At 70.0% G+C, this 26,407-nt stretch carries 30 protein-coding genes; 18 read left to right on the top strand and 12 right to left on the bottom strand.

Annotated elements, in window-relative coordinates:
- The first annotated feature begins 179 nt into the window (after window positions 1–179).
- The 3 genes from ACFY04_RS30495 (at window position 180) to ACFY04_RS30485 (ending at window position 3,384) form a co-directional block, all read left to right on the top strand.
- Window positions 180–1,514: a hemolysin family protein gene (locus ACFY04_RS30495; RefSeq protein WP_389121612.1), complete on the top strand. Its 1,335-nt coding sequence runs from the start codon at window positions 180–182 to the stop codon at window positions 1,512–1,514.
- The gene (locus ACFY04_RS30490) at window positions 1,511–2,536 is read left to right on the top strand and encodes a hemolysin family protein (RefSeq protein WP_389121611.1); all 1,026 of its coding nucleotides are present in this window, start codon (window positions 1,511–1,513) and stop codon (window positions 2,534–2,536) included. Before ACFY04_RS30495 ends, ACFY04_RS30490 begins: the two co-directional genes overlap by 4 nt.
- A 65-nt stretch (window positions 2,537–2,601) precedes the next feature.
- A complete protein-coding gene (locus ACFY04_RS30485) occupies window positions 2,602–3,384 on the top strand; it encodes an SGNH/GDSL hydrolase family protein (protein WP_389121608.1) in 783 nt (260 codons plus the stop codon).
- A 147-nt stretch (window positions 3,385–3,531) separates the two neighbouring features.
- On the opposite strand, the gene xerC is transcribed toward ACFY04_RS30485, so the two are convergent.
- Complete coding sequence (gene xerC, locus ACFY04_RS30480) at window positions 3,532–4,719, bottom strand: tyrosine recombinase XerC (protein WP_389121607.1); 1,188 nt, start codon at window positions 4,717–4,719, stop codon at window positions 3,532–3,534.
- Entirely contained in the window at window positions 4,712–5,212 is a 501-nt protein-coding gene (locus ACFY04_RS30475) for a helix-turn-helix domain-containing protein (protein WP_389121605.1), read from the bottom strand. Before ACFY04_RS30475 ends, xerC begins: the two co-directional genes overlap by 8 nt.
- Window positions 5,213–5,329: 117 nt before the next feature.
- On the opposite strand from ACFY04_RS30475, the gene ACFY04_RS30470 reads away from it, so the two are divergent.
- From ACFY04_RS30470 to ACFY04_RS30425, 10 genes are all read left to right on the top strand, one after another.
- Entirely contained in the window at window positions 5,330–5,533 is a 204-nt protein-coding gene (locus ACFY04_RS30470) for a helix-turn-helix transcriptional regulator (protein ID WP_389121604.1), read from the top strand.
- A complete protein-coding gene (locus ACFY04_RS30465; RefSeq protein ID WP_389121602.1) occupies window positions 5,530–5,754 on the top strand; it encodes a helix-turn-helix transcriptional regulator in 225 nt (74 codons plus the stop codon). Before ACFY04_RS30470 ends, ACFY04_RS30465 begins: the two co-directional genes overlap by 4 nt.
- A 149-nt stretch (window positions 5,755–5,903) precedes the next feature.
- Window positions 5,904–6,245: a hypothetical protein gene (locus ACFY04_RS30460; RefSeq protein ID WP_389121600.1), complete on the top strand. Its 342-nt coding sequence runs from the start codon at window positions 5,904–5,906 to the stop codon at window positions 6,243–6,245.
- A complete protein-coding gene (locus ACFY04_RS30455) occupies window positions 6,242–7,375 on the top strand; it encodes an AAA family ATPase (RefSeq protein WP_389121599.1) in 1,134 nt (377 codons plus the stop codon). Before ACFY04_RS30460 ends, ACFY04_RS30455 begins: the two co-directional genes overlap by 4 nt.
- A 205-nt stretch (window positions 7,376–7,580) precedes the next feature.
- Window positions 7,581–7,982 (top strand): hypothetical protein, encoded by a 402-nt coding sequence (locus tag ACFY04_RS30450; RefSeq protein WP_389121597.1) that lies wholly within the window; start codon window positions 7,581–7,583, stop codon window positions 7,980–7,982.
- A gap of 249 nt (window positions 7,983–8,231) precedes the next feature.
- Entirely contained in the window at window positions 8,232–8,606 is a 375-nt protein-coding gene (locus ACFY04_RS30445) for a hypothetical protein (protein WP_389121596.1), read from the top strand.
- A 106-nt stretch (window positions 8,607–8,712) separates the two neighbouring features.
- Window positions 8,713–8,892 carry a hypothetical protein gene (locus ACFY04_RS30440; protein WP_389121594.1) on the top strand — a complete coding sequence of 60 codons (180 nt, stop codon included), beginning with the start codon at window positions 8,713–8,715 and terminating at the stop codon, window positions 8,890–8,892.
- Window positions 8,889–9,155, top strand: a complete 267-nt coding sequence (locus tag ACFY04_RS30435) for a hypothetical protein (RefSeq protein WP_389121593.1) — start codon at window positions 8,889–8,891, stop codon at window positions 9,153–9,155. Before ACFY04_RS30440 ends, ACFY04_RS30435 begins: the two co-directional genes overlap by 4 nt.
- Before the next feature lie 286 nt (window positions 9,156–9,441).
- The gene (locus tag ACFY04_RS30430; RefSeq protein WP_389121590.1) at window positions 9,442–10,653 is read left to right on the top strand and encodes a phage major capsid protein; all 1,212 of its coding nucleotides are present in this window, start codon (window positions 9,442–9,444) and stop codon (window positions 10,651–10,653) included.
- A gap of 10 nt (window positions 10,654–10,663) precedes the next feature.
- A complete protein-coding gene (locus ACFY04_RS30425; protein WP_389121588.1) occupies window positions 10,664–13,816 on the top strand; it encodes a phage tail tape measure protein in 3,153 nt (1,050 codons plus the stop codon).
- A 187-nt stretch (window positions 13,817–14,003) separates the two neighbouring features.
- Here ACFY04_RS30425 and ACFY04_RS30420 read toward each other — a convergent pair whose 3' ends face one another.
- The 7 genes from ACFY04_RS30420 to ACFY04_RS30390 form a co-directional block, all read right to left on the bottom strand.
- Window positions 14,004–16,124, bottom strand: a complete 2,121-nt coding sequence (locus ACFY04_RS30420) for a cell division protein FtsK (RefSeq protein WP_389121586.1) — start codon at window positions 16,122–16,124, stop codon at window positions 14,004–14,006.
- An 85-nt stretch (window positions 16,125–16,209) separates the two neighbouring features.
- A complete protein-coding gene (locus tag ACFY04_RS30415; RefSeq protein ID WP_389121583.1) occupies window positions 16,210–16,386 on the bottom strand; it encodes a DUF6257 family protein in 177 nt (58 codons plus the stop codon).
- On the bottom strand, window positions 16,386–17,300 hold the full coding sequence (locus tag ACFY04_RS30410) for a hypothetical protein (protein WP_389121581.1): 915 nt from the start codon (window positions 17,298–17,300) through the stop codon (window positions 16,386–16,388). Before ACFY04_RS30410 ends, ACFY04_RS30415 begins: the two co-directional genes overlap by 1 nt.
- The gene (locus tag ACFY04_RS30405) at window positions 17,297–17,590 is read right to left on the bottom strand and encodes a hypothetical protein (protein WP_389121579.1); all 294 of its coding nucleotides are present in this window, start codon (window positions 17,588–17,590) and stop codon (window positions 17,297–17,299) included. Before ACFY04_RS30405 ends, ACFY04_RS30410 begins: the two co-directional genes overlap by 4 nt.
- Window positions 17,587–17,781: a hypothetical protein gene (locus ACFY04_RS30400; RefSeq protein ID WP_389121577.1), complete on the bottom strand. Its 195-nt coding sequence runs from the start codon at window positions 17,779–17,781 to the stop codon at window positions 17,587–17,589. The genes ACFY04_RS30405 and ACFY04_RS30400 overlap by 4 nt, the downstream gene beginning before the upstream one ends.
- Window positions 17,778–18,146, bottom strand: coding sequence for a DUF6907 domain-containing protein (locus ACFY04_RS30395; protein ID WP_389121575.1), 369 nt, complete (start codon window positions 18,144–18,146; stop codon window positions 17,778–17,780). The genes ACFY04_RS30400 and ACFY04_RS30395 overlap by 4 nt, the downstream gene beginning before the upstream one ends.
- Window positions 18,143–18,727 (bottom strand): DUF6907 domain-containing protein, encoded by a 585-nt coding sequence (locus tag ACFY04_RS30390; protein ID WP_389121573.1) that lies wholly within the window; start codon window positions 18,725–18,727, stop codon window positions 18,143–18,145. The genes ACFY04_RS30395 and ACFY04_RS30390 overlap by 4 nt, the downstream gene beginning before the upstream one ends.
- 288 nt (window positions 18,728–19,015) lie before the next feature.
- On the opposite strand from ACFY04_RS30390, the gene purB reads away from it, so the two are divergent.
- Window positions 19,016–20,449, top strand: coding sequence for an adenylosuccinate lyase (purB, locus tag ACFY04_RS30385; protein WP_389121571.1), 1,434 nt, complete (start codon window positions 19,016–19,018; stop codon window positions 20,447–20,449).
- Window positions 20,446–20,994, top strand: a complete 549-nt coding sequence (gene mug, locus ACFY04_RS30380) for a G/U mismatch-specific DNA glycosylase (RefSeq protein ID WP_373040121.1) — start codon at window positions 20,446–20,448, stop codon at window positions 20,992–20,994. Before purB ends, mug begins: the two co-directional genes overlap by 4 nt.
- A gap of 6 nt (window positions 20,995–21,000) precedes the next feature.
- Here the strand turns inward: mug and ACFY04_RS30375 are convergent, their stop codons facing one another.
- The 3 genes from ACFY04_RS30375 to ACFY04_RS30365 are packed head-to-tail and all read right to left on the bottom strand — an operon-like array spanning window position 21,001 to window position 23,177.
- Window positions 21,001–21,438, bottom strand: a complete 438-nt coding sequence (locus tag ACFY04_RS30375; protein WP_389121569.1) for a hypothetical protein — start codon at window positions 21,436–21,438, stop codon at window positions 21,001–21,003.
- A gap of 40 nt (window positions 21,439–21,478) precedes the next feature.
- Window positions 21,479–22,228, bottom strand: a complete 750-nt coding sequence (locus ACFY04_RS30370) for an ABC transporter permease (RefSeq protein ID WP_389121568.1) — start codon at window positions 22,226–22,228, stop codon at window positions 21,479–21,481.
- Between the two features lie 37 nt (window positions 22,229–22,265).
- Window positions 22,266–23,177 (bottom strand): ABC transporter ATP-binding protein, encoded by a 912-nt coding sequence (locus ACFY04_RS30365; protein ID WP_389121567.1) that lies wholly within the window; start codon window positions 23,175–23,177, stop codon window positions 22,266–22,268.
- Window positions 23,178–23,285: 108 nt separating this feature from the next.
- On the opposite strand from ACFY04_RS30365, the gene ACFY04_RS30360 reads away from it, so the two are divergent.
- The 3 genes from ACFY04_RS30360 (at window position 23,286) to ACFY04_RS30350 (ending at window position 26,368) form a co-directional block, all read left to right on the top strand.
- Window positions 23,286–24,458, top strand: a complete 1,173-nt coding sequence (locus ACFY04_RS30360) for a sensor histidine kinase (RefSeq protein WP_389121564.1) — start codon at window positions 23,286–23,288, stop codon at window positions 24,456–24,458.
- Window positions 24,459–24,462: 4 nt separating this feature from the next.
- Window positions 24,463–25,113, top strand: a complete 651-nt coding sequence (locus ACFY04_RS30355; protein ID WP_389121561.1) for a response regulator — start codon at window positions 24,463–24,465, stop codon at window positions 25,111–25,113.
- 100 nt (window positions 25,114–25,213) lie between these two features.
- Window positions 25,214–26,368 (top strand): ROK family transcriptional regulator, encoded by a 1,155-nt coding sequence (locus tag ACFY04_RS30350; RefSeq protein ID WP_389121559.1) that lies wholly within the window; start codon window positions 25,214–25,216, stop codon window positions 26,366–26,368.
- The last annotated feature ends 39 nt before the right edge of the window (window positions 26,369–26,407 follow it).

Raw genomic sequence — 26,407 nt, 5'->3', positions numbered from 1 at the left:
CCGCCAAAAGAATGATCCGTTCCCTTTGCCCGTCCTTTACCATGTGGTGAAAGGTCCCTCTTGAGCGAAAGGTGTGAGCGTCCGCCCATGGGCGAGCCTCCCAGTCCACGACATACGCGTTCGCGACATCGCGCGGTACCCCACCTCCTGGCCGATCCTGGGACGGAGGTGATCGACCGATGACCGAGGTGCTCCTGCTCGTCGTGGCACTGCTGCTCTGCCTTGCCTGCGGAGTCTTCGTCTCGGCCGAGTTCTCGCTCACGACCGTCGAGCGCAGCGAACTCGAACAGGCCGTTGAACGCGGCGAGCGCGGGGCCGACAGCGCCCTGGCCGCCGTCCGCACCCTGACGTTCCAGCTCTCCGGCGCCCAGCTCGGCATCACCGTCACCGGCCTGGTCATCGGCATGATCTCCAAGCCGTCGATCTCCGCCCTGCTCCAGGGCCCCTTCGAGGCCATGGGCCTGTCGGCCGGCACGGCCTCCTCCGCCGCCCTGATCCTCGGCACCGCGATCTCCACCGTCGTCCTGATGGTCGTCGGCGAGCTGGTGCCCAAGAACTGGGCGATCTCCTCCCCGCTGGCGGTCGCCAAGCGCGTGGCGACCACGCAGCGGGTCTTCAGCCGGGCCTTCAAGCCCCTGATCAGCCACCTCAACACCACCGCGAACCACCTGGTGCGCCGCTTCGGCATGGAGCCGGCCGAGGAGCTGGCCTCCGCGCGCACCCCGCAGGAGCTGGTCGCCCTCGCGCGTCACTCCGCGAAGGCGGGCGCGCTGGAGAAGGACACGGCCGAGCTCTTCGTCCGGACCCTGAACCTCGCCGACCTGACCGCGGAGAACGTGATGACCCCGCGCGTGCAGGTCACCGCCCTCGACGTGCAGACCACCGCCGAGGACGTGGCGAACGCGACGCTGGCCACCGGCCTGTCCCGCTTCCCGGTGTACCGGGGCAGCCTCGACACGGTCGTCGGCATCGTCCACATCAAGGACGTCCTGGCCCTGCCGGCGGCGGAGCGCCGCCGCCGTCCCGTGTCGCAGCTGCTGCGCGAGCCCCTCCTCGTACCGGAGTCGCTGACCGTGGACCGGCTGCTGGACCGGCTGTCCGGCAAGCAGACGATGGCCGTGGTCATCGACGAGTACGGCGGCACGGCCGGGGTGGCCACGCTGGAGGACATCGTCGAGGAGGTCGTCGGCGAGGTCCGCGACGAGCACGACCCGCACGAGACCCCGGACCTGGCCCCGGCCGGTACGGACGACTCCGGGCGCCTGCTCTACTCCGCCGACGGCGCGGCGCGCACCGACCAGCTCCGGCGGATCGGACTGCACGTACCCGACGGTCCGTACGAGACCCTGGCAGGCCTGATAGCGACCGAACTCGGCCGGATCCCGGCGGTCGGCGACCACATGGAACTGAACGGCTGGCAGCTGAACGTGGTGGACGCCGGCGGGCGACGGGCCGCGCGCGTGCTGCTGCACGCCCCGGCCGGGCCCACCGCGGGAACGGAGGAGGCCCGATGACCGTCATCCAGCTGTTGATCGGCCTGTTGACCCTGGTCGTCAACGCCTTCTTCGTCGGTGCGGAGTTCGCGCTGATCTCGGTCCGGCGCAGCCAGATCGAACCGTACGCCGAGCAGGGCGACCGGCGGGCCCGCGCCGTCCTGTGGGGACTGGAGCACGTGTCGGCGATGATGGCTGCGGCCCAGCTGGGCATCACGCTGTGCACCCTGGTGCTGGGTGTGGTGGCCGAGCCGGCCATCGCCCATCTGCTGACCCCGCTGTTCGACCTCGTCGGGGTACCGGCGGGCGTGACCCACGCGATCTCCTTCGTGGTGGCGCTGACGCTGGCGACGTACCTGCACATGCTCTTCGGCGAGATGCTGCCGAAGAACGTGGCGCTGTCCGAGCCCGTGCGCACCGCCCTGCTGCTCGGGCCGCCGCTGGTGACCCTCACGCAGGTGCTGCGGCCGGTGATCTTCGCGATCAACGCCTTCGCCAACGCCCTGCTGCGGCTGCTGCGGGTGGAGGTCAAGGACGAGGTCGCGGCGACCTTCTCGGACGACGAGCTGGCGCGGATGGTCAAGGACTCCAGTGACGCGGGGCTGCTCGACGACCGGGCGAGCGAGCGCCTGCACGACGCGCTGGAACTGGGCCGGCGGCCCGTGACCGATGTGGTGCTGCCCGCGGACCAGGTGGTCCCGGCCCGGGAGGGCATCACTCCGGCCGGGCTGGAGCTGCTGTCGGCCGATTCCGGGTACTCCCGGTTCCCGGTGATCGACGCGCAGCACAAGATCCTGGGCTACCTGCACGTGAAGGACGCCCTGGACGCGGACGACGAGGAGCGGGAGGCGCCCTTCCCGGTGACGGCGCTGCGGCCGATCGCCCAGGTGCGGGCGGAGACCCCGCTGGACGACGTGCTCACCGCCATGCGGCGCAGCCGTACGCACCTGGCGGCGGTGCTCGGGACGGACGGCGCCATGACGGGCCTGGTGACGATGGAGGACGTCCTGCGGGAGCTGTTCGGCAGGCCCGCCTCCACGTGATCCTTCGAGGCGTGCGGTCCCCGGCCCCGCGAGGCCGGGGTACCGCGCGGTAACATCACTCCGCCATGGAGATGAATGCCTCGTACACCAGTTTTGTCGCGATCGGTGACTCCTTCACCGAGGGCATGTCCGACCTGCTTCCGGACGGCTCCTACCGCGGCTGGGCCGATCTGCTGGCCGCCCGCCTCGCCGCCCGGGAGCCGGGCTTCCGCTACGCGAACCTCGCGGTCCGCGGCAAGCTGATCGGCCAGATCTCCGAGGACCAGGTCCCGGTGGCGGCGGCGATGGGCGCCGACGTGGTGACCCTGGTGGGCGGACTCAACGACGCCTTGCGCCCCAAGGTGGACATGGGCCGGGTCCGCGACCACCTGGAGTCGGCGGTGGAACTCCTCGCCCCCTCCTGCAAGCGCCTCGTCCTGATGCGCTCCCCCGGGCGCAACGGGCCGGTGATGGAACGCTTCCGGCCGCGCATGGAGGAGCTCTTCGCCATCATCGAGGAGCTCGCCGCCCGGCACGGTGCCGCGGTGGTGGACCTGTACGGGGCCTCCGTGCTCGCGGACCCCCGGATGTGGGACGTCGACCGGCTGCACCTGACCGCCGAGGGCCACCGCCGGGTGGCGGAGGCCGTCTGGCAGGCCCTGGGCCTGCCCGCCGAACTGGACTGGCGCACCGAACTGCCCGTCTCCGCTCCCCCGGGCTGGACCGTACGCCGGGCCCAGGACCTGAGCTTCGCCCGGCAGCACCTGCTCCCGTGGATCGGCCGCCGCCTGACGGGCCGCTCCTCCGGGGACGGCCGCCCTGCCAAGCGCCCCGAGCTGCTGCCGTACGGGGACGCGCCGCTCTCGTAGCAAGGCACAATCCCGAGCGGTGGCCCTACCTGCGTAAACACACAGCGGTGGCCCAAGTAGAATCCCTCCACTGTTCTACTCCTGGAGTCATCTACGCAGGTCAGAGGGTTGTGAATGGATGTGTGAGAGATCATTTCTCACAATCTCTCACACGAGCTCTTTTTGATCTCCGCCGTGGAAGACGTCCAGGGCGGCCGCGGCGCCCCTCATGTCCTCGGCTTCGATGGACACGTACTTGCGCTTGGTGAAGGCCGCGTTCGTGTGGCCGGCCCACGCGGCAAGAATGACGTCGGGCACGCCGCTGAGCGCCAGGGCCTTGAGGACGGAGTGGCGGGCGTCGTACAGCCGCACACGGCGGAGCTTCAGGTCCGCCATCATCTGGTACGCGTACTCCCGTAGCTGCCGCGTGTTCAGCGGGATGCCCAGCTCGTTCACGGCGACGTACCCGGCGTCCGTGTACGCCTCGCCTGCAGTCTCCTTCTCGCGGCCCTGCTGTAGGCGCAGGGCCCGCAACGCCTCCCACGGGCCGCGGGGCAGCGGGAGGACGCGCTCACCGGATGCGGTCTTGGTGTCCTTCTCCAGCACCCGGTGATTGCCGATCATCGTGCGGGTTTGGGTGATGGACAGCAGGCCGTCCTCGAGGTCGACGTCGACCCATCGCACGCCGCACACCTCAGCCGGCCGAAGCCCCATCAGCGACAGCAGCAGCGGCGCGAATAGACGGTCCTGATTGATGCCACGGATGAACGTCTGGACTTCCGCCACGGTCCACGGCTTGACCCTGTCCCGCTCCCGCTTATCCGTCTTCTTGTCGGCGAGCGAAGGCCGCACCTCGGCGGCCACGTTGACGGCAACCAACTTCCGGACGACAGCCCGGGACAGCGCCCCCCGGAGTCGGGTCAGGACCCCCTCGACCGTGGACACCATCAGGCGCGTGCCCTTCTCCCCGCCCCTGCGGCGGCCGCCAGCCACCAGCTCATCAACGAAGTCGCGGACGTCGTCCTCGGTCAGCTCCTGGAGACGGATGTGCCCGAGCTGGTCGTAGACGTGCACCAGGGCCAGGCGGTACGTGCGGATCGTCGTCTCCTCGACGTCGCGCCGCTTGTACTCCAGCCACTGATCGAGCCACTCGCCCAGCGTGATCTTATTCGGGACGATCAGCGTGCCCGCGGCCCGCCCTGCCTCGATCCGCGCACGCTCGGCCCGGACTTCCTTTTGGGTGTCCCGGGTGATGGTGAGCTGGATCCGTTTGCCGGTCTCGTCGCGGCCGGCGTCGACGACCGTGCGATACCGAACCGCCCCGTCTCGCAGGACGATCCGCTTGGGCTCAGCCATCGCCGCCCCTCCGTTCCCTCATGGCTCCGGGGATGCGGTCGTCGCCCTGCGGCGCGAAGAGTCCGATGGGTCGCGAGTAGAGCAGGAACTCGGTCAGGTACCGGTGGGCCTCCTCATCGTCGACTCCGTCCGGGAAGCGCAAGGGGTCGTTGCACCACGCCCAGTGCCAAGCCGCCTTGGCGTCGACCTGGCCCGCCCCTGTGACCTCCGTGGACTGCCGCGCATCGACGGGAAGCAGGAGCGTCACCGGAGATACCCCTAGAACCACGGCAAGCGCCATCAGATCGTCGACAGACACCTGCCTTTCGCCCCGCTCGATCTTGGCCACCGCCGACGGGGCGATCGGCCGGCCAGCCTTGGCGAGCCTTCCTGCAAGCTCATAGGTCGACCATCCGCGCACGTCATCCCGCAGGCGACGCACGTTCGCGGCCACCGTTGCGGCGGTCGCTCCCATCTCCACGGCGCCGCGGCGCTTCTTCTGCTCGTCAGTCATGAACAGAAGACTAGGAGTCAATTGAATCTTTCTCCGCGTCGGGGTGTCTGCTACTTTTGGCTTCATGGACCCAGTCTAGGGTCACACGAACCTAGATTCAACTCGCTTGGAGGCATAATGGCCGAGGAGTTCCTGACTCCCAGGCAGGTCGAAGGGGAGTACGGCTTCCGCGTTCAGACGCTCGCCCAGTGGCGGTGGATGGGCCTGGGGCCCGAGTACATCAAGCAGACACCCGGCAGGGGCGGGCGCATCAAGTACCGGCGCAGCGCCATCGAGGCGTGGCTGCTGGCCCAGACCGTCCAGACCGGAGGTGCCGCGTGAAGAAGTCCTCACAACCCACCCTGGCCGACGTCCGCAAGTGGCCCGCCACCGTCAGCGTGGCCGAGGCCGCGCGCGCTATCGGTTGCAGCCGCAGCCACCTGTACGAGCGGGTGAAGTGCGGCGAGAGCCCCGTCAAGACCATCCCCGTGGGCACCCGCCATGTCGTCATCACGGCCGACCTTGTGCGGCTGCTGTCCGGGGAGGCGCGGGAAGCAGCATGAACGGAAACGCAAAGAAGGGCCGGCTGGACCCCGGCCCTTCTCAGGAAGTCTCCGCGCCTGGCGGGTCGACTGAGGCCAGCTTGCCACAGCAGCAGCCCGCCCGGGTACCCGGCGCGTGGCCGACCCTTCCGCCGATTACCAGCTGGCCGGTGTACGGCACTCCCGAGTTCTACGCCGCTGACCCGCTCAGCCGGGAGAAGCGGTTCAGCGTGTTCGTCGCCGCCGAACAGTGGCGGCTGCAGGGCCAGGCCCTCGAGCAGCTCGACGACGTCGACTGGTACGTCCACGTCTTCGGCGACGCACGACGGCTCGCCGCACAGATCCTCGCCGCCACCAACCGCATCCGCGGCTTCCAGGAGATCCGGGAAGCCCGCCAGGTGAAGCGCGAGCCGCACCAGCTGCAGGCCACCCCCGGATGGCCGCCCATCCGCGTCCCCGGCGGCGACGGCCGCTACCTCACCTACGCAGACGAGAGGGGGATGGCCGCGTGACCAACCCCGAAATGTGGCCGGAGGACTGGGGGGCAGGGCCGCCCGACGTTCCCCGCCCCGGGGTGCCCGAGCCGCGACTCGCCGTCGCCGAAGCCCCCGCCGTCCCAGTGCCCACGTGGCGCCCCCGGGACCTGCAAGACGTCCTCGACGGCACGTACAAGGCGCCGCAGCCCACCATCGGTCGCCGCAATGACGGCGTACCGCTCTTCTACGCGGGCCGCATGCACTCCGTCGTCGGCGAGTCGGAGGGCGGCAAGACCTGGTTCGCCCTCATGTCCGTGGCCTACGAGCTGGCAGTCGGGAACGCGGTCGTCTTCATCGACTTTGAGGACGACGCGCCCGGGGTCGTCGGCCGGCTGCTCGCCCTCGGCGCCAGCATCAAGGACATCAGCGACCGGTTCGCGTACATCCGGCCCGAGGAGCCGCTGACCATCGGCCTGAACCGGCTGGAGATCGGCCAGGCCCTCAACGACCTCCGGCCCACGTTCGTCCCCATCGACGGCGTCACCGAAGGCATGGCCATGCACGGCCTTGAGCTGAAGGACAACACCGACGTCGCCAAGTTCGGCCGCATGCTGCTGCGGCCCATCGCTGAGATGGGCGCCGCGGTCACCACCCTCGACCACGTCGTCAAGGACAAGGAAGGCCGCGGCCGGTACGCCATCGGAGGCGTCCACAAGCTCAACGGGCTCAACGGCGCCATGTACGTCCTTGAGAACCGGTCGCCGTTCGGGGTCGGAGTCACGGGCAAGTCCACGGTGCGGATCGCCAAGGACCGGCCCGGCCAGCTCAGGCGCCACGCCCTGCCTCATCAGAGCGGCCTCCACTGGTTCGCCGACTTCGTCCTGAAGTCCCACGACCCCACCTTCACCGAAGGGATCCTCTACCCGCCCATCGAGAACGACGGACCCATCCGGCACGCGGACGTTATGAAGAAGATCTCCGACGCCATCGCGAACGCAGGCGAGCAGCTGAACGTCCGAGGGCTCGAAGCCCGCGTCGGCGGCCAGAAGGCCGTGCTGGCGACAGCTCTGGCTGCCCTCGTAGACGAGGGGTTCGTCGCGGTCGAGCAGGGGCCGAACCGGTCCAAGCTCCACACCCTCATCAAGCCCTTCGAGCCGGAGGAGTAGCAGGTGTCCCCGTGTCCCCCGAGTGTCCCCCCGGTGTCCCCGGGGGACACGGTCCCACCGGTGTCCCCGTGTCCCCCGTCCCCCTATAGGGGGGACACGTGGACGGGGGACACCAAGCCTCCAGAAGAAGAGCTCTCAGACGTCCCCCGTCCCCCTCTTTCTTGCTGCCGCCTTTCGACAGCCACCACAGACGAGGAGTAGACGCATGATCCCCGCCACTCAGCCGTTCCAGGCGCGCTACCGACAGGGTGCCAATCGTCCGGACGGAACCGAGGCCACCTACTTCACGACGAAGCAAGTCGTCGCCTGGGACGACGACGGCCACCCGCTCGTCGTCGGACGCAACAACACGCTGTGCCGGGCCGACTGCTGGAGCAACTACGAGGACGTCTGCCCCGAGAACGGACCCGTCGTGGCAGCCATCCCCGGCGGCGGCTGGCGGGCCCAGTTCAAGGACGGCGACGACATCTTCACCATGCCGGTCGTCGCATGGCTCATCACCGACGACGGCTTCTGCAGGCCCACCAGCGCGGACACGCAGGGCTTCTGCGACGACCCCCGCGACTCCGTCAACTTCGTGCAGCTGATCGAACCCGAGCCGTCATGACCCGCCGGGTGCCTCTCTTCTGTACTGCCTGCGGGCACCCCGTCCGCCGAGGCAAGTACCGGCTCTGCCTGGCCGGCTGCGGGGCCCGGATCCACACCGACCGGCGCAGCCCCTGCCTCGACGCACACGCCCCCGTCTGCCCCAACCACACCCCCCACCCCCTCGCCGAATAGCCCCCTCCCCGGGGTGCCACCCCACCCCGGGGCTCAACCTGACCCACCAGCAGCAGCACGTTCTACCGGAGGAGACATGACCGACGTCAACGACCTCGTCGAGCAGCAGATCGACGCAGCCAAGCGCAGACGGCAAGCGCAGCAACAGAGACGAGCAGCACTCGACACAGCACGGCAGCACGGACTCACCGCACGGCACCGGGCCAAGCTCGCCCGCATCAACACCGTCGAGCAGCACGGTGCACGACTTGCACTCGCAGCACTACGACGCGACAGCATGGGCGTCGCCGTCCTCCTGGAGGCCCTCGACCCGGCCACCAGCCGCCAGGCCGCCGCGATAGCCCTCGGCGCGCTCGCCGAGCTCGGACTGTCCGGCCGGCCCGGCAACGTCGTCAAGGCACGCGACGCGCTCGCCCGCATGGAAGCCAGCGGACCCGACCCCGCAGCCTGACGGGTAGGGGAGTTCAGATCGCGAGTTGTGTTCCCTGGGGGCCCGCCGCGGTCAGAGAAAAACACCGCTGCTCAGATCGTGAGGTAGGGGGGCCTAAGGAGGAACCATGGCAGAACAGACAGTCGACGAGGGCGAGCAGGAGAAGCCCGCGAAGAAGCGAAAGCCCCTGAAAGTGCCCGTGGACAAGCCGCACTGGCTGACCGGCAGGCACTACGAGTTCGTGGAGATGGATCCCACGTCGCCCGGCATTCAGCACTGGGACGAACGCCTTTGGAGGCAGGCATGAATGTGAGAACGGTGGACGGCCCGGAGGGTTCGGGCGCGCTCCTGGCCCTGGATGTGCTGGAGCACGCGGAGAGCGTTCCGGCGGGCCCGTGGACGGTGCAGCTGGGCATGGCCGCGGTGCTGGATGGCGCCGGCGCGGTGTGGTTCGTCGAGGACGGCCAGGTGTCCCGCGTGGTTCTCATGGCGTGCACCTGCGAGCACGCCGAAGTGACGACGTACAAGAACGGGTTGGAGATCTGCCGCTCCGTGGCATCTACCAGCTAGAATGATCGCAGGTTGATCGATGGCCGCTATGGTCCGCGAGATTCCCACTCCGTGAGCGTGACGCTCGCGAGAGGCCAGCAGTTCGGCCGGCTTATCCCGTCCGCCCGACTGTCCGCCTCTCGCCAGCCGCCGCCGGGTGGCTCGCCCGCCAGAGTCCGCGCGTCCACGCCCCCGGCTTCCCCTGTCGAGCCAGCGATGCTCCGGCCGCCTCTCCATAAGGCCACCGTCGAGCCGCCCGTTCCAGCCAGCCGGGAAGACACCCACGACTTCCCGAAGGAACATCACCATGCAGAAGAACGCTGAGCAGATCCGCGACGAGTGGACTGCGACCCTCAAGGCTGCCCAGGACATCGCTGCCAAGGCCGAGTCGGAAGGGCGCGACTTTTCCGCGGCGGAATCCGCCGAGGTGCAGCAGGCCATCGACGACGCCAAGCGCCTGAAGTGCGAGTACGAGCGCGCCAAGGCGACGGAGACGATGCGGGGCGCCCTGAACGCGCTCGGCGAAGGCCTCGAGCCGGGCGCCGGCCAGAAGGACGCCACGATGCACCCGCGGGTGAAGGCGTCCGGCGGTACAGACTGGGCCGACACGATGCTGAAGCAGCTGGGCGGCGCCCAGGGCTACAAGGGCATCCTCGCCGGCGGCACGATCGCCGTGAACGTCCCGCTCAACCCGGACCCGGTCCGGATCGACGTGCCTGTGCTGTCCCTGCGGCAGCTCATCCCGACCGTCCAGAACTCCAGCGGCCGCTTCGCGTACCTGCGGCAGACCGTCCGGACGAACAACGCGGCCGTCGTCGCCGCGGGCGCCCTGAAGCCGACGTCGGTGTACACGCTGGCCCGGGTCGACGACCGCGTGCGGACGATCGCGCACCTGTCGGAGCCGATCGCCAAGCAGGATCTCGACGACATCGGCATGCTGCGGCAGTTCATCGACCAGGAGATGCGCCTGGGCCTCGACATCGCCCTCGAGGAGGAGATCCTGGAAGGCTCCGGGTCGGGCGAGCACATGACCGGCATGGCCAACGTGTCGGGCTCCCAGTCGCAGGCCTTCGCCACGGACATCCTGACGACGGCGCGTAAGGCGGTGACGAAGCTCGAGCGGTACGGCTACCTGGCGCGCGCAGGGTTCGTCATGACGCCGGAGGACTGGGAGGCGTTCGAGCTCCTGCAGGACAACGAGGGCCGCTTCTACTACAACGGCCCGGCGGGCCCGGCGGTGAACGCGGCCACCCGCCGCCTGTGGGGCGTGCCCGTGGTCGTGTCCGACGCGGCGACGGCCGGTACGGCGCACCTGGCGGACTTCTCCCAGATGCGGCTGCAGGTGCGCCAGGAAGGCGTCCTCGACTGGTCGGAGAACGTCTACCGCCCGGACGGCATCAGCGAGGGTGTCGGCGCCTCGGACTTCGAACGGAACCTGGTCACGTTCCGGTTCGAGGGCCGGTTCGGTCTGGAGATCCTCCGGCCGTCCGCGATCGTCGAAATCGACCTGACCGCGTAAGGGGCTGGCTATGCCCAACGTGGGCTATGCCACCATCCAGATCATCCCCTCAGTCCGTGGGATAGGCGGGGCCATCCGGCAGCAGCTGGAAGGCCCCGCCGGCCAGGCGGGCAGTGCGGCGGGTGACGCGGCGGGTGGGCGGCTGAAAGATTCGCTGAAGGCCGGCGCTGCGGCGGCCGGTGTGCTGGCCGGTGCTCTCCTGGTGAAGGGCATCACCGACGCGGTCGGCCAGATGAACGCCAAGAGCATGCTGCAGGCGCAGCTCGGCACCACGGACAAGGTGGCAGCCCAGCAGGGCAAGGTCGCAGGGAAGCTGTTCGCGTCCGGGGTCACCGACTCCTTCCAGGGCGCCGCGGACGCCATCAAGAGCGTTATGCAGGCCGGGCTGGCCCCGCCCGGGGCGACCGAAAAGCAGCTGCAGGCCATCGCCACGAAAGCGTCGGACGTGGCGACGGTATTCGGGCAGGACCTGGGCGGCGTCACGAACGCCGTGTCGCAGCTGCTGCGTACAGGACTGGCCCCGTCCGCCGAGCAGGCCTTCGACCTCATCACGCGCGGCTTCCAGTCGGGTGCGGACAAGGGTGGCGACCTCCTCGACACGATCAACGAGTACGGCGTCCAGTTCAAGAAGGCCGGCCTGGACGGCTCCGCAGCGGTGGGGCTCATCAACCAGGCGATCCAGGCGGGCGCCCGCGACTCCGACGTGGCCGCCGATGCCATAAAGGAATTCAGCATCCGCGCAGTGGATGGATCGAAGACCAGTCAGGACGGCTTCAAGGCGCTCGGCCTGTCCGCCGACGACATGGCCGCCAAGTTCGCTGCGGGAGGCGCCACCGCGAACGGGGTGCTGGATCTGACACTCGACCGCCTGCGGGACATCAAGGACCCGGTCCTGCAGGCGCAGACCGCGGTCGCCCTCTTCGGCACCCAGGCCGAAGACCTGGGCTCGGCGCTGCTGGCGATGGATCCGTCGACTGCCGTGGCTGGCCTGGGACAGCTCGACGGGGCTGCGAAAACCGTGGGCGACACCATCCGGTCGGGCCCGGCACATGAGGTCGAGGTGTTCACAAGGAACCTGCAGCAGGGGTTCGTCGAGGTTCTCGGCGGCACGGTCATCCCGGCCGTCGTCGACCTGGCTCACTGGCTGAAGGACGGCCTGACCGGGTCCCTGCGCGTCATCAACGACGCGATCGGCAGCACGGTCTCCTGGTTCAAGGAGTGGGGCATTCTCCTCAGCCCCCTCGTGGTCCTCGTGGGCGCCCTGACAGCGTCGATGATCGCCTCGGCTGTTGCGGCCGGCGCGGATGCTGTCGCGATCGGCATCGTTACCGCCGTCATGCGTACAGCGGGGGCCGTCACCAAGGGCTTCGCCGCGGCGCAGGCCCTGCTGAATGCGGTGATGGCTCTCAACCCGATCACGCTGATCGTGATTGCGCTCGTCGCCCTGGCGGCCGGTCTGGTCGTGGCGTATCAGAAGTCGGAGACGTTCCGGGCGATCGTGCAGGGAGCATGGGCGGGAATCCAGACGGCGGCCGCCTACGCCTGGTCGATCCTGAAGCCGATCCTCACAGCGATCGGCGAGGCGGTCGTGAACCTGGCAACGCTGTTCATCACCGTCTTCATCACGCCGACGATCGCCGCGATCAAGCTCCTCAGCCCGGTCGTCACCTGGCTGTGGGAGAGGGCCATCAAGCCCGCATGGGACGGGATCGCTGCAGGGGCGAAGTGGCTGTGGCAGAACGGCATCAAGCCGGCGTTCGACAGCATCATGTTGCAGATCCGGCTGCTCGGCAGCGCGGCCATGTGGCTGTGGCAGAACACGATCAAGCCCGCGTGGGACGGTATCGGCACCGCGATCCAGTGGGTGTGGCAGAACGCGATCAAGCCCGCCTTCGACAACGTATCCAAGGGAGTCGGGTACGTCCGCGACGCCTTCTCGACCGGTGTCAGCGCCATCGGCCGAATCTGGGAGGGTCTGAAGGACATCACCCGCAAGCCCGTCCAGTTCATCATCGACACCGTCTACAACAACGGCATCCGGAAAGTCTGGAATCAGGTAGCTGAGTTCACCGGTTCCAAGCAGCTCGGCGTCCTCACGTTCGCCTCGGGCGGCTCCGTGTTCGGGGCCGGCACCGCCACCTCCGATTCCATCCCCGCACTGCTTTCCAACGGCGAGCACGTTTGGACGGCGCGCGAGGTACGGGGCGCCGGCGGACACGGCGCGGTCGAGGCACTCCGGGCACGGGCTGCCAGCAGCGGATCCGCCTTCGCCAAGGGTGGCGCAGTCGGCCTGCCCCGGTTCGCCGACGGCGGTGTCGTGGACTGGCTGTCCGGCAAGGCCCGCCAGATCGGCAGCGCCCTCATGGACGGCATCGAGTTCATGACCAGCCCGAGCAAGGCCTGGGATGTCGCGACCAAGTTCATCCGCGACCAGATCGGCTCCAGCCTCTCCGGCTCCCAGTGGGCGCAGGCCCTGTCCCAATTCCCGATCAAGATGCTGCAGAGCCTGAAAGAGAAGGTCGTCTCGGCCGCCGAGAACCTGATCGGCGGATCCGCGTCCGGGTCCGTCGCCGCAGCCATGGGCTTCGCCCGGTCACAGGCCGGCAAGCCGTATCAGTGGGGCGGAGCGGGTGATCCCAGCTGGGACTGCTCCGGCTTCATGTCTGGAATCCAGAAGGTCATCCAAGGCCTCAGCCCTGGCGGCCGCCTGTGGTCGACGTTCTCCTTCCAGGGGGACACGGCCCCGGCCGGCTGGAAGCGCAACCTGCGAAGCCCGTTCATGATCGGCATCACGAACGACGGCGTCGGCCACACCGCGGGCACCCTCGCTGGCATGAACGTCGAGTCCCGGGGCGGGGACGGCGTCGTCGTGGGCGCACGCGCCCGCGGCTACAACTCGCCCCTCTTCCACGACCGGTACGGCTTCGCGCCCGCGCTCCGGAAGTACGACAGCGGCGGATGGCTCCAGCCAGGAGTCACCACCGCAGTCAACGCGACCGGCCGCCCGGAGGCCATCCTCACCGCACCCCAGTGGCAGGCCGTCTCCTCGCTCGCCAAGCGGGGGACCGACCAGCGCAGCTACCACTGGACGGTCGAAACCTCGGAGAAGACCGCGGCGGAAGTCATGGCCGACATGGAACGCCGCATGCAGTTCGTCGGCTGAGAACGCAAAGAGGGGCCCTGCGGCGTACTGCCACAGGGCCCCTCTACCGTCGTTACCTTGCAGGTCAGGGGCCTCTACCGGCCCCGCTACCGGGGTAAAGAGGCCCCCCTACTTTGGGGCCCTCCGGGAAGGGGGCTGGACCTGCGTAACGCAGGCCCGGATCGGGGCCTTGGTAGAGCTCGCCCCGCTACCCGGTGAAGGGCACTGCGCCCTCGATGTCGCGCCGCTGGTACCCGGCGCCGTTCACTCCGTCGATCTTCACCTGCTTGCTGGAGCGCTTCACACCAGCCGCGTCGAGATCCTTGGCGAGGCGCTCGGCGTCGTAGTCGCCATAGGTGTCCTCGTCCATGTTGGACAGCCGGTCGAGGAGATCCCGCGTGTACATGCGCGGTGAGTGCTTCATGACCTCGAGGACGTCGGAGATGATGGCCGGCACCCGGAAGCCCTGCTCCTCGGCCCCGGTGACGACGTCTCCGGCGGCGTCGCCGGTGAGCTGCCCGATCGCCTTCCGCATTTCGCGGCCCTTGGCGCACATGGCGTTGAACGCGGCCGTGGTCAGCAGGTCGTTCTTGACGGTGGCGAACGACGCCGGGCCGGTCACCAGGACAACGACGCCCCTGTGGTCCTCCGACAGCACCGACGCGTCGGCGCCCATGGACGCCTTGCCCTTGCCCAGCACCATGTCGGAGGACGTCTGGTCAGTGACCTGGGTGCACGCGCGGATGGTGATGATCTCCCTCAGCTTGGTCGGGACGGATTCGGCGTCGGGGCGCTGGCTGGCGTAGTTGGAGATGAATCCGGCGGCCGGCCCGCGGCGGGCGATGCGCGCCATGTCGTCGATGACGGCCTTGCGTTCCTTCTCGTCGCCGATCGCGATGAAGCATTCCTGCAGCTCATCGACGGTGAAGAAGATGAACGGCATCTTGTACTTCTCGACGATGTACGGCGTCAACTTGCCCTCCGGGCAGACGGACGTGGGGAGTTCCCGCAGGATCGCGAAGCGGCGCTCCATCTCGGTGAGCAGCTCTTGCAGCATGGCCTTGAAGGCTTCGATCGCGTCGTCCTCGGCGCCGAGGACCAGGCGGTGGGCGACCTGCCGCATCTGCATCCAGTCCTGGCCGCCCTTGAAGTCGGCGACGTAGTGCCGCACCCACGGGTCGAGGAGGCCGGCCGCGGTCAGCAGGCGTTGCGTGAACGTCTTGCCGCGGCGGGGCAGGCCACCGAAGAACATCGACTGCCACACCACCGGTACGGCGACCCGGTTGCCGCGGGCATCCTGCCCGAACGGGACCGCGTCCCACACGGAGAAGCGCTCCATCTTCTCCAGCGGCGACGGGATCGGGTCGGCCAGGTACGGGTCATCGTCGGCCACCCACATCGACACCCGGGAGGCGTTGCCGCCCTGGGCGGCCCGGACGCGGGACATGACCACCTGGATTTCGTCTACGCCGAGCTCGGCGGCGAGGGTGGTCCGCTTGGCGAGGACGTCCGCAGCAGTCTTCCCGCCACCCTTCGGCAGGTCGAAAACCACCGCCCAGCCACGGCCGTCACGGACCGGCCCCATGACGCAGATGACTTTGGGTGCGTCCTCGTCGCCCTTGCCGCTTTTCAGGAGGCCGGCGGCGCGCAGCGCGTCATTGAGCTGCTGGGCGTTCATGTCGACGCGCAGCGGGGGGACGCCGTGGTCGAGGAGCTGCGTCTTGCCGCCGCGGCCGAGGTAGGCGAGCGGGGTGACGACGGCGCCGGTCATGCCGGTCAGCAGCAGCGGCGGCGCCAGGTAGAAGCCGAGCGCGGCAGCCGCCACACCAGCGGCGGCCGCTCCGAAGCGCCAGCGGCGGGTCTGGGTGCGTGCGGCGTGAGCCATCTGCAGACGGACCGCCAGGTCGACGTCCTCGGGCTTCAGCTTCGCCTGCGCCTTCAGCGCCTTCACGGCGGCCGTGTGGTCCTGCGCCGACAGCGTCGGCCACAGGCCTACGGTGGCCCGGTAGAAGCCGCGGGAGGCCAGCCACAGCGTCTTGGCCGCGTACTTGGGGACCCGGATGCCGTGGAAGCGGGTGTGCCACCAGCACAGCCGGCCTAGGGCCAGGGTGTTGGCCTTCAGCACGGCCGGGGTGCGGGCCCACGCGGGCAGCACGGGCGCGTCGGGAACGGTCAGCCAGTCCGCGAGCGGGTTGTCCGGCCGGTCGACCGCCTCGACGACCGGGGCTTCTTCTGGGATCGCAGAAGGTTTCTGGTCGGGGACGTGTACGGGCTTGAGAAGGTTCGTGATCGTGTGGCCGTTGACCGGTCCGACGATGGTGTCCGTCATGCTGGAGCTCCTGCTCTCTCCGGAGTGGCGGGGTGCACGGGGCGGCCGGTGACCTTGCCGGGATAACGGCCGCCCCGTGGCGTAGCTACTTGCGCTTGCGCTGCTCTTCCTCGCGCTTACGGGCGCCTTCGATGACCTTCTCGACCTTCCGCTCGAGGTCGCCCTGGTAGACGGTCTGGGAGGCGATGCCCCGCTTGGCCATCCGGGCCGTCAGCCACGTCAGCTTGGCGACCTCACCGACGGTGAACTTGGGATCGGCCATTACCGGTACCCCGCACTGTCGAGCTTGTTCCGCTCACGCCGCACGGTCGCCTCGACGGACGCCTGCTTGGCGTCCGGGACCTTGGCGAGGATGGCTTCTACGGCGTCCTTCTTGGACGCTCCGGCGGTCAGTTCGACGCGCGCCAGGTGCGAGATGTTCGGGCCCTGCTCGACCTGTTCGCGAACCGTGTTCGCCCTGTTCAACACCGGTTCGGGAAGCCCCGAACCGTCCTCGTGTTCGCGGACCTGTTCGGCCGTGATCTTCGCGGCAGCGGGAAAGTGATCAAGCCCGGCGATCTCGTTCAGCTCCCGCTCGGCGGCCAGCAGCTCGAGGCGTGCGGCGACTTCCGCTTTCGCAGCCTGGCGGCGGACACCGGCGATCGCGAGCTTCGCGTTCGCCTTCGACATCTCCGCGGCGACCCACTGCGAGTCGGCCGGAGAGAGGTCCTTGTCGATGTGCTTGAACACCGCCCACCAGAGGACCTTGGCGACCACCGAGACGGCCGCACCGACGGCCGCCATCTGCCAGCCGCCGGCCAGCATGCCCTCCAGGAAGATGGCACCCGCGGCCACCAGAGCCAGTGCCCAGCCCACCTTGCGGGGGAAGTCCCGCTTGGCCGGGTCGAACCGGGCCAGCCACTCCAGCAGGAGGACGGCCAGCCACGCCGCGTCGAAGACCATGCCGGCCGCGTAGCCGACGCCACCGCCGAGCAGCTGCCCGATGCTGTACGTCGACCAGACGATCGCCACGAGCGTGAGGGCCAGGACGAGGGCGCTGACGCCGACGAGCGCCATCGCGTCCCTGTCCTTGGGGAGCTTCGGCATGCGGACCGTGTACGGCTCCGACACCTGGTTGGTGGTGCCGTCGATGGTCCGGTCGACGAGGCGGTGCCGCGTCTCGGTCAGGAACTTCATCGGGCCTCTCCGTTCTTGTCGTCGCGGTCGCCGGGCGCCCAGATCCAGGACTCGCCCATCCACTTCGGGTCGTCGTCCGGGTCGGGGTTGTGGGTGGCCGCGTGCTGGCCGGCGAGAGTGCGGAAGTAGCGGGCGGATTCGGGAGTGACGCTGCGGAAGCAGATCGACCAGCTGCAGACCTGGCAGTCCAGCCGCTCCTCCGGCCGCCGGCGGGCCCACAGGTCGGGCACGATGCGCCACAGGGCGCAGGCCAGGACGACCGTGGCGAGGACGTCGAGCACAGTGCTCATTCGGAGACTCCTTCGGCTACGCGCACCACGCGGTGGGCGGCCAGGTTGGCGCCGTGCCGGTCCGAGACACGGTTCGCGACGATCAGGGCGGCCATGAGGGCCGGAACGCTGGGGAGGGGCCGGGCCGACCGGCCGACGGAACGCAGCGCGGCGTTCTCCGTCGGCCGGCGGATCGGCCAGTGCGAACTCACTCGCCCAGCGACTGCAGGCGGGCCTGCAGCGGGAGGAGTCCGCACAGCACGTGCGTGGCGATGGCGGCGGCCAGATCGCCGAGGCCGTCGGAGTCGAACTCGTGGTGCTCGCCGTCGATCTCGACTACGACCGTCACGTCGCGGCTGCTGTGCTCGGCGAACGGGAACTGCTGCAGGTTCGCCTTCAGAAAGTCGATCCGGCCGTAGCCGGGGACGTTCACCGAGGCGGCGTGCTCGACGCCGTCGTGGCGGATGCCCGAGCGGTGGTTGCCGTCCTGGTGCTCGATGACGCACCAGGACGGCTCGACGAGGAGGACCGGTCCGTGGTCGAGGGTCTGCACGGTCACGGTGTGCGGGGCGCTCACAGCTGTACCCGGCCCTGCTCGCGCAGCGCGGTCAGCTGGGCATGCACCTCACGGAACGTCGCCAGCTGGGACTCGAGGGTGAGGATGACCGTGGCCAGCCCGTCCGGGTCGAGGCCCTCCATGAAGTGGCTGTCGGTGATCTCGACCTGGGCGTGCGGGACCCGCTCGTGCATGTTGCGGGAGAACGGCTCCTGTCGGATGAAGACGCTGAGGACCTGCAGCGGCTCGACGTCGCGGCCAGCGACGGCCAGCGGCAGGGAGACGTTGATGCTGTCGGTGCAGCACCAGATGTCTTCGCGGTGGGTCGGCGTCTCGCGGTCGAGGTCGTGCCTGGCCGTACAGCCGGGCAGGCAAGTGATCTGCAGCAGCTCGCTGGTGTCGCTGTCGATGAACGACCACGTGCGGGCCGGCGGCTCGGCGACGAACTCGGCGGCCAGGGGGAACTGCGCGTCGACGGACCGCTGCGCGGCAGCCAGCTCGATGGCCTCCCGCTCGCTGGCCGTCGGCTGGGTGGGGACCGCGGACAGCTTCGGCTCGGGACGGAACATGCGGGGCAGGTCGGCGGGTACGGTAGAGCTCATGGTTCGACTCCCTCTCATCAGGGTTCGGATCCAGGCCCCGGTAGGCGTTGGTAGCGCCCGCCGGGGCCGTCCTCGTTTCCGAGGCGATGGCTTCACTATAGGTCCAAGCGAACCTATATTCAACTCATTCATCGACGCTCATCCCCATCGCAGATTGCGTCGGGGACGTCTCACACCCGTCTCACGGACGGACTTGAGGGGACGGACCGGAAGTCGCTCTGACCTGTACGTTCCTACGTCGCATGGACGGTACTGGTCTTGTATGGACGGCCTGTAAACTCCCTCCACGTGACTGCCAAGCCCCGCATCCCCAATGTCCTGGCCGGCCGCTACGCCTCCGCGGAGCTCGCCGTCCTGTGGTCCCCCGAGTACAAGGTGACGCTGGAGCGGCGGCTGTGGCTCGCCGTGCTGCGCGCCCAGAAGGACCTCGGTATCGAGGTCCCGGACGAGGCCCTCGCCGACTACGAGCGCGTCCTCGAGACCGTCGACCTCGCCTCCATCGCCGAGCGCGAGAAGGTCACCCGGCACGACGTGAAGGCCCGCATCGAGGAGTTCAACGCCCTCGCCGGTCACGAGCACGTCCACAAGGGCATGACCTCCCGCGACCTGACCGAGAACGTCGAGCAGCTGCAGATCCGGCTCTCGCTGGAGCTCGCCCGGGACCGCACGGTCGCCGTCCTCGCCCGTCTCGGCAAGCTGGCCGGCGAGCACGCCGAGCTGGTCATGGCCGGTCGCTCCCACAACGTGGCCGCGCAGGCCACCACCCTGGGCAAGCGCTTCGCCACCGCGGCCGACGAGCTGCTGGTGGCCTACGACCGCCTCGAGGACCTGCTGGGCCGCTACCCGCTGCGCGGGATCAAGGGCCCGGTCGGCACCGCCCAGGACATGCTCGACCTGCTGGGCGGCGACACCGCCAAGCTGGCCGACCTGGAGCAGCGGATCGCCGCCCACCTCGGCTTCGCCCAGGCCTTCACCTCGGTCGGCCAGGTCTACCCGCGCTCGCTCGACTACGACGTGGTCACCGCGCTGGTGCAGCTGGCCGCCGCCCCGTCGTCGATCGCCAAGACCATCCGCCTGATGGCCGGCCACGAGCTGGTGACCGAGGGCTTCAAGCCCGGCCAGGTCGGTTCCTCGGCGATGCCGCACAAGATGAACACCCGCTCCTGCGAGCGCGTGAACGGCCTGATGGTCATCCTCCGCGGCTACGCCTCGATGACCGGCGAGCTGGCCGGCGACCAGTGGAACGAGGGCGACGTCTCCTGCTCCGTGGTCCGCCGGGTGGCCCTGCCGGACGCCTTCTTCGCCTTCGACGGCCTGCTGGAGACCTTCCTGACGGTCCTCGACGAGTTCGGCGCCTTCCCGGCGGTCGTCGCCCGCGAGCTGGACCGCTACCTGCCCTTCCTCGCGACCACCAAGGTCCTGATGGGCGCGGTGCGGGCCGGCGTGGGCCGCGAGGCCGCCCACGAGGTCATCAAGGAGCACGCGGTGGCCTCCGCGCTCGCCATGCGCGAGCAGGGCGCCGAGCGCAACGAGCTGCTGGACAAGCTGGCCGCCGACGAGCGGATGCCGCTGGACCGGGCCCAGCTCGACGCCCTGATGGCCGACAAGCTGTCGTTCACGGGGGCCGCGGGCGACCAGGTCGCGGTGGTGGTCTCCCGTATCGAGACGATCGCCAAGCAGCACCCGGAGGCCGCCGGGTACGCGCCGGGGTCGATCCTCTGACCCCCGACGAGCTGAACGCCGCCCGCGACCGCGTCCTCCCGGACGTGGTCGCGGGCGGTCTGCGTGTGCTCTTCTGCGGAATCAACCCCGGACTCCTCTCCGCCGCGACGGGCCACCACTTCGCCCGCCCCGGCAACCGGTTCTGGCCTGTCCTGCACCTCTCGGGCTTCACCCCGCGCCGCCTCGCCCCCGCGGAGCAGGAAGAGCTTCTGACCTACCGGCTCGGCATCACCAACGTCGTGGCCCGCGCCACGGCCCGCGCCGACGAGCTGAGCGCCGAGGAGTTCCGCGAGGGGGGCCGCATCCTGACGGCCAAGGTGGAACTGCTGCGCCCCCAGTGGCTGGCGGTCGTCGGCGTCACGGCCTACCGCACCGCCTTCGGCGAGAAGAAGGCGCAGATCGGCCCCCAGGAGCGGACCATCGGCTCCACCCGCGTCTGGGCCCTCCCCAACCCGAGCGGTCTCAACGCCCACTGGACCGCCGAGTCCATGGCCCAGGAGTACGCCCGCCTCCGCACCGCCGCCGAGGCCTCGGACGCCCTCTAGGCCTCCTTAGGGCGGGTCGGTGACCGTGACCCCTGCCATCAGCTGGTAGGGGTCCTCGCCGGCCCACTGCGCCACGTAGACCACCAGCCAGTGGGCGCCGACCCGCCACAGGTGCACGTGGTCGGTGCTGCTGCCCAGCTCGTCCCACGGCTGCGGTATTTCCTCCCCGGCGAATCCGCGGTCCCTCAGCGTCCCCAGGCTGAAGACCTGCGGCTCCCCCCACAGGTCGGTCGCGGCCTGGGCGAGCGCCCCGTACTCGGCACCGATCTGGTCGGCCGCCTCGATCCGGCCCGAACCGTCGTCGTCCCAGAAGCCCCGCGTCCGGGCGAGCTGGACCAGGTGGAATCCCGGGCCGCTGCTGTTTCCTCCGGTCCGGACCGGCTCGGGCGGGAACTCCCTCACCCGGAGCCGGTCGATCGTGTCGAGGTGCTCTGCCGTGGTCATACCGTCAGTATCCCGAGGGCCACTGACAACTGGCCCGGCGTCACGCGTCGCGGCGGCGCACCGCCAGCCAGCCCCCCAGCACCGCGGTCAGCGCCCACAGCGCCAGCACTCCCAGCCCGGCCCACGGACCGAGGTCGCCGTACTGCTGACTGCGCATCATCGCCTGCCCGGCTCGGTCCGGCATGAACTGCCCCACCCCGGTCGCCGCTGCCCCCACGATGAAGGACACCATGACGACGAAGGGTATGAGGATGCTCAGGACGGCCACCCCGCTGCGCAGCACCGCCGTGAGCCCGGCCGCGAACAGCGTCATGAGCGTCAGGTAGAGACCGCAGCCGACAACGGCCCGCACGGTGCCGGGGTCGCCCAGCTCAAGGGCGTCATGGCCCATGAACGATTGTCCGGCCACGAAGGTCAGCAATCCCGCGAGCTGGCCGGCCACGAGGGCGAGCCCGCCCAGCATCGAGATCTTCGACAGGTAGAACCGCGTGCGGTCGGGCACAGCGGTGAGGCTGGTGCGCAGGGCTCCGTTGTGGAACTCGGCGGAGAAGGCGGTGGCCCCGAAGGCTATGGCCGCTATCTGCCCGAAGTTGAGTCCGTAGAAGGCGGCGAGGAGCGGGTCGTCCCCCATGCTGCCCTCCTCGGCCCGGCCCAGGGCCGCAGCGGCCAGCGCCTGGATGCCCACGGTGAGGACGAGGACGGATATCAGCGACCAGAAGGTGCCCCGGAGAGACCTGATCTTGATCCATTCCGAGTGCAGTACGGGGGTTGTGGGCAGTGCGGCGCTCATGGCGAAGCCTCCTGGGGGTACGGGATCGGGTGGACGGTCAGTGGGCCGCGCTGAACTGCGCGTGATCGACGGTGAGGTCGAGGTAGGCCTGCTCCAGCGAGGCGCGCTCGTCGGACAGTTCCAGCAGGGGAACCCCCTCACGGGCGGCCAGGCCGCCGAGCTGCCCGGCCCGTATGCCTTCGACGGTCCATCGCCCGTCGTCCGCGGCCACCAGCTCGAAGCCGTCCCGGGCCAGTGCGGCCCGCAGCCGGACCGGGTCGGAGGTCCGCAGGCACGCTCTCGGGGTGCTGCGGGCGTCGATGAACGCCTCCATCGAGGTGTCGGCCAGGAGCTTGCCCTTGCCGAGCACGACCAGGTGGTCGGCCAGCGCCGAGGTCTCCGACATCAGATGGCTGGAGACCAGGACGGCGCGTCCTTCGGCAGCGAGGGAGCGCATCAGCTCGCGGATCCAGATGATGCCCTCGGGGTCGAGGCCGTTCGTGGGCTCGTCCAGCAGCAGTACTCCGGGGTCGCCGATGAGAGCGGCGGCGATACCGAGGCGCTGGCGCATGCCGAGCGAGAAGGACTTGATCCGCCGCTTCGCGACGGAGGCTATGCCGGTCTGCTCCAGGACCTCGCCCACCCGGCGCATCGGGATCCGGCCGGCCGCGGCGAGCAGGCGGAGGTGGTCGTGGGCGGTGCGGCCGCCGTGGGCCGCCTGGGCGTCGAGGAGGGCCCCGACCCGGTGCAGCGGGTCCGTCAGGTCCAGGTAGTGCAGGCCGCCGATCGTGGCCGTGCCGGAGGTGGGCCGGTCCAGGCCCAGGAGCAGGCGCATCGTCGTGGACTTCCCCGCGCCGTTGGGGCCCAGGAATCCGGTCACCCGCCCGGGCAGGACATCGAAGGTGAGGCCGTCCACCGCACGGTGGGTGCCGTATCGCTTGGTGAGTTCTCGGATCTCGATGCTGTTCATGGCTCAAGACTCGCCGCCGGCCCCACCCCCTTCCCTCCCCCATGCGAGGGTGGCGTCTCCCCCACGTGGGGGAGACGGCCGTGAACAGGACGCTGCCACCATGGAGTCATGAACCGACTGCTGCGCGCTCCGTTCCAACCGGTGACCTATTCACGCTGGTTGCATCTCTGCGTGCCGCTGCTGCTGGTGGCCATATGGATGTTCATCATGCCCGAGTGGCCGTGGGGGCCTCTGCTGGTCATCCTGCCCTTCGGGCTGGTGCCCTGGGTGCGGCTGGCGGAGGGTCTTCAGGCGCAGTTCCTGCTCACGCCGTACGGCAGCGACTCCTCCGACAGCGCCATAAGCCTGGCACCGTCGGCCCATTGGGGGGACCGCTGGCGCACGGTGCTGTGGCTGGAGGCGCGGATGGTCATCGCGGTCGGTGCGGTCGGCGCCTCCGTCTGGCTGCCCACGATCGCCGTGGAGCTCATCGCGATCGCGGTCGGGCATCCCCTGGGCGCCGAAATCCTTCCGTTCATGCCCGATCGATGGCTCGCCGCGCTGCTCGCGCCCGTGCCGCTGCTGCTCCTCATCGTCGTCGTGTCCCTGCTCGGCGAGTTGATCACCGCGGTCGCCACCCGCTTGCTCAGCCCGTCCGCCGCCGAACGGCTGACCGCGCTGGAGGCACGCACGGAGCAGTTGCTGGAGCGCACCCGCATCGCGCGGGAACTGCACGACTCCATCGGGCACGCGCTCACCGTGGCCGTCGTACAGGCGGGAGCGGCGCGCGCCGCGGGTGATCCCGCCTTCACCGATCGGGCCCTGTGCGCGATCGAGGAGACGGGCCGGGCCGCGCTGGAGGATCTGGAGCGGGTGCTGGGGGTGCTGCGGGAGTCGGGACAGCGGCCGTCGCAGTGGCCGACGCTGGCGGAGGCCGACCGGCTCCTGGAGTCGGCCCGGGCCTCCGGCTCCGTGGTGGACGCGCAACTGAGGGGGCCGCTGGAGAAGTTGCCGGCGCCGGTCACCCGGGAGGGTTACCGGATCCTGCAGGAGGCACTGACCAACGTACTGCGCCATTGCGGCCCGGTGCCGGTGCGCATTCGGGTGGAGATGACCGCGGGCCGGCTGGACCTGGAGGTGACGAACCCGCTGCCGGAACGCCCCGGTGTCACGGTCGGCGGCGGCAGCGGCCTGCGCGGGATCCGGGAGCGGGCCTCGCTGCTCGGCGGGGAGGCCGAGACCGGGCTGTACGAGGGGGGTTGGAGGGTGCGCGCCCGGCTGCCGCTGGAGCGAATACGCTGACCGGATGCCGGTTACCGTACTGCTCGTCGACGACGAACCCCTGGTACGCGCGGGTCTGCGCGCCGTCCTGGATGCCCAGCCCGACATCGAAGTGGTGGGTGAGGCGGCCGACGGCGCCTCCGTGATCCCGCTGGTCCGGCAGTTGCGGCCGGATGTGGTGGCCATGGATGTGCGGATGCCGCTCCTCGACGGGATCGAGGCGACCCGGGCGGTGCTGCGGACCGTGGACTCCCCGCCGAAGATCCTCGTGGTGACCACCTTCGAGAACGACGAGTACGTCTACCAGGCGCTGCGGGCGGGAGCGGACGGGTTCCTGCTGAAGCGGGCCCGGCCTTCGGAGATCGTGCACGCGGTACGGCTGGTGGCGGAGGGCGAGACGCTGCTCTTCCCGGCGGCCGTGCGGGCCCTGGCCGCGGCGTACGGGAACCGGCAGGCCCGGGCGGTGCTGGAGCGGGCGGCCCTGACCGAGCGGGAGGAGGCCGTTCTGCGGCTGATGGCGCGGGGGCTCACCAACGTGGAGATCGCCGCCGAGCTGATCATCGGCACGGAGACGGTCAAGTCCCACGTCAGCGCGATCCTGGCGAAGCTGGGGGCGCGGGACCGGACGCAGGCGGTGATCACGGCGTACGAGTCGGGGTTCGTCTCCCCCGCATGAGGGAAGGTCTGCTTCCGGCCGATGGGGGGCTGATTCTCGCCGACGCACCGGGCGGGCAGTACGATCCGGCTGACAAGCTCGCTACCTGGGAGGACACACGTTGGGGCAGCTGACCGGCGGGGACCCCTCTCTGCTCCGGCGGATCAATTCCGCCGTGGTGCTGCGCGCACTGCGGACGGCCGGATCGCCGACCCTCACCGACCTCACCCGGCTGACGGGGCTCTCCCGGCCGACCGTCGAGGGTGTCGTGGAGGGGCTGATCGGGACCGGGCTCGTCGTCGAGGCGGACGCGGAGGAGGGCGCGCGGCGGCAGGGCCGCCCGGCCAGGCGGTTCCGCTTCCGGACCGAGGCGGGGCACCTGCTGGGCATCGAGATCGGCTCGCACCGGATCGCGGTGCTGCTGTCCGGGCTGGACGGCCGCGTCATCGGTGCCGGTACCAAGGACGTCGCGGAGACGGCGTCCGCCGATGAGCGGCTGGAGCGGGTACGGGCGGCCGTCGCCGATCTGCTGCGCCGTGCCGGGGTGCCACGGGACTCGCTGCGGGCGGTGGGCGTCGGCAGCCCCGGGATCGTGGAGGCGGACGGCACGGTCCGCCTCGGCACCGCGCTGCCCGGCTGGACCGGGCTGCCGCTCGGGGAACGGCTGCGGCGCTCGTTCCGCTGCCCGGTCCAGGTGGAGAACGACGCCAACGCGGCAGCGGTCGCCGAGCACTGGAAGGGGGCCGCACGGGACACCGGCGACATGGTGTTCGTGATGGCCGGGCTCAGCCCCGGCGCCGGCTCGCTGATCGGCGGCAGGCTGCACCGCGGCTTCGGCGGGGCGGCCGGCGAGATCGGCGCCCTGCACCTGCTGGGCCGTGAGGTCACGCCCGAGCGGTTGCTGTCGACCACCGGTGAGCCGCTGCATCCGCTGGACGAGCCTGCCGTCGCCGAGGTCTTCGCGATGGCCAAGCGGGGCGACGAGCGGGCGGTGGCCGCCGTGGACCGGTTCCTGCAGCGGCTGGTGCACGACGTGGCGGCGCTGGTCCTGGCCATGGATCCGGAACTGGTGGTCGTCGGCGGCTGGGCAGCCGGTCTGGACGGGGTCCTGGAGCCCCTCCGCCAGGAACTGGAGCGCTACTGCCTGCGCCCGCCGAGGGTGGCCCAGTCCTTGCTCGGCGAGGCCGCCGTGGCGACCGGCGCCCTCCGGCTCGCGCTGGACCACGTCGAGGAGGAGCTGTTCGCGGTGGAGAAGACGGTCACGGCCCGCCGCTGACCCCGCCGCGCGCCCTCCCGTACACGCAATTACGGCCCG

It is taken from the genome of Streptomyces sp. NPDC001549 (assembly GCF_042894025.1).
Classification (GTDB): domain Bacteria; phylum Actinomycetota; class Actinomycetes; order Streptomycetales; family Streptomycetaceae; genus Streptomyces; species Streptomyces kutzneri.
This window is presented reverse-complemented; position numbering and strand designations above follow the sequence as displayed.

Bases quoted from the DNA above. Each gene is read 5' to 3' on its own strand.
- ACFY04_RS30365 (WP_389121567.1), bottom strand. From the start codon at position 23,177: ATGAACAGCATCGAGATCCGAGAACTCACCAAGCGATACGGCACCCAC.
- ACFY04_RS30445 (WP_389121596.1), top strand. From the start codon at position 8,232: ATGACCGACGTCAACGACCTCGTCGAGCAGCAGATCGACGCAGCCAAG.
- ACFY04_RS30360 (WP_389121564.1), top strand. From the start codon at position 23,286: ATGAACCGACTGCTGCGCGCTCCGTTCCAACCGGTGACCTATTCACGC.
- xerC (WP_389121607.1), bottom strand. From the start codon at position 4,719: ATGGCTGAGCCCAAGCGGATCGTCCTGCGAGACGGGGCGGTTCGGTAT.
- ACFY04_RS30415 (WP_389121583.1), bottom strand. From the start codon at position 16,386: ATGGCCGATCCCAAGTTCACCGTCGGTGAGGTCGCCAAGCTGACGTGG.
- ACFY04_RS30485 (WP_389121608.1), top strand. From the start codon at position 2,602: ATGGAGATGAATGCCTCGTACACCAGTTTTGTCGCGATCGGTGACTCC.
- ACFY04_RS30475 (WP_389121605.1), bottom strand. From the start codon at position 5,212: ATGACTGACGAGCAGAAGAAGCGCCGCGGCGCCGTGGAGATGGGAGCG.
- ACFY04_RS30375 (WP_389121569.1), bottom strand. From the start codon at position 21,438: ATGACCACGGCAGAGCACCTCGACACGATCGACCGGCTCCGGGTGAGG.
- ACFY04_RS30410 (WP_389121581.1), bottom strand. From the start codon at position 17,300: ATGAAGTTCCTGACCGAGACGCGGCACCGCCTCGTCGACCGGACCATC.
- ACFY04_RS30355 (WP_389121561.1), top strand. From the start codon at position 24,463: ATGCCGGTTACCGTACTGCTCGTCGACGACGAACCCCTGGTACGCGCG.
- ACFY04_RS30420 (WP_389121586.1), bottom strand. From the start codon at position 16,124: ATGACGGACACCATCGTCGGACCGGTCAACGGCCACACGATCACGAAC.
- ACFY04_RS30470 (WP_389121604.1), top strand. From the start codon at position 5,330: ATGGCCGAGGAGTTCCTGACTCCCAGGCAGGTCGAAGGGGAGTACGGC.
- ACFY04_RS30495 (WP_389121612.1), top strand. From the start codon at position 180: ATGACCGAGGTGCTCCTGCTCGTCGTGGCACTGCTGCTCTGCCTTGCC.
- ACFY04_RS30490 (WP_389121611.1), top strand. From the start codon at position 1,511: ATGACCGTCATCCAGCTGTTGATCGGCCTGTTGACCCTGGTCGTCAAC.
- ACFY04_RS30435 (WP_389121593.1), top strand. From the start codon at position 8,889: ATGAATGTGAGAACGGTGGACGGCCCGGAGGGTTCGGGCGCGCTCCTG.
- ACFY04_RS30430 (WP_389121590.1), top strand. From the start codon at position 9,442: ATGCAGAAGAACGCTGAGCAGATCCGCGACGAGTGGACTGCGACCCTC.
- ACFY04_RS30450 (WP_389121597.1), top strand. From the start codon at position 7,581: ATGATCCCCGCCACTCAGCCGTTCCAGGCGCGCTACCGACAGGGTGCC.
- ACFY04_RS30390 (WP_389121573.1), bottom strand. From the start codon at position 18,727: ATGAGCTCTACCGTACCCGCCGACCTGCCCCGCATGTTCCGTCCCGAG.
- ACFY04_RS30425 (WP_389121588.1), top strand. From the start codon at position 10,664: ATGCCCAACGTGGGCTATGCCACCATCCAGATCATCCCCTCAGTCCGT.
- ACFY04_RS30440 (WP_389121594.1), top strand. From the start codon at position 8,713: ATGGCAGAACAGACAGTCGACGAGGGCGAGCAGGAGAAGCCCGCGAAG.
- ACFY04_RS30370 (WP_389121568.1), bottom strand. From the start codon at position 22,228: ATGAGCGCCGCACTGCCCACAACCCCCGTACTGCACTCGGAATGGATC.
- ACFY04_RS30405 (WP_389121579.1), bottom strand. From the start codon at position 17,590: ATGAGCACTGTGCTCGACGTCCTCGCCACGGTCGTCCTGGCCTGCGCC.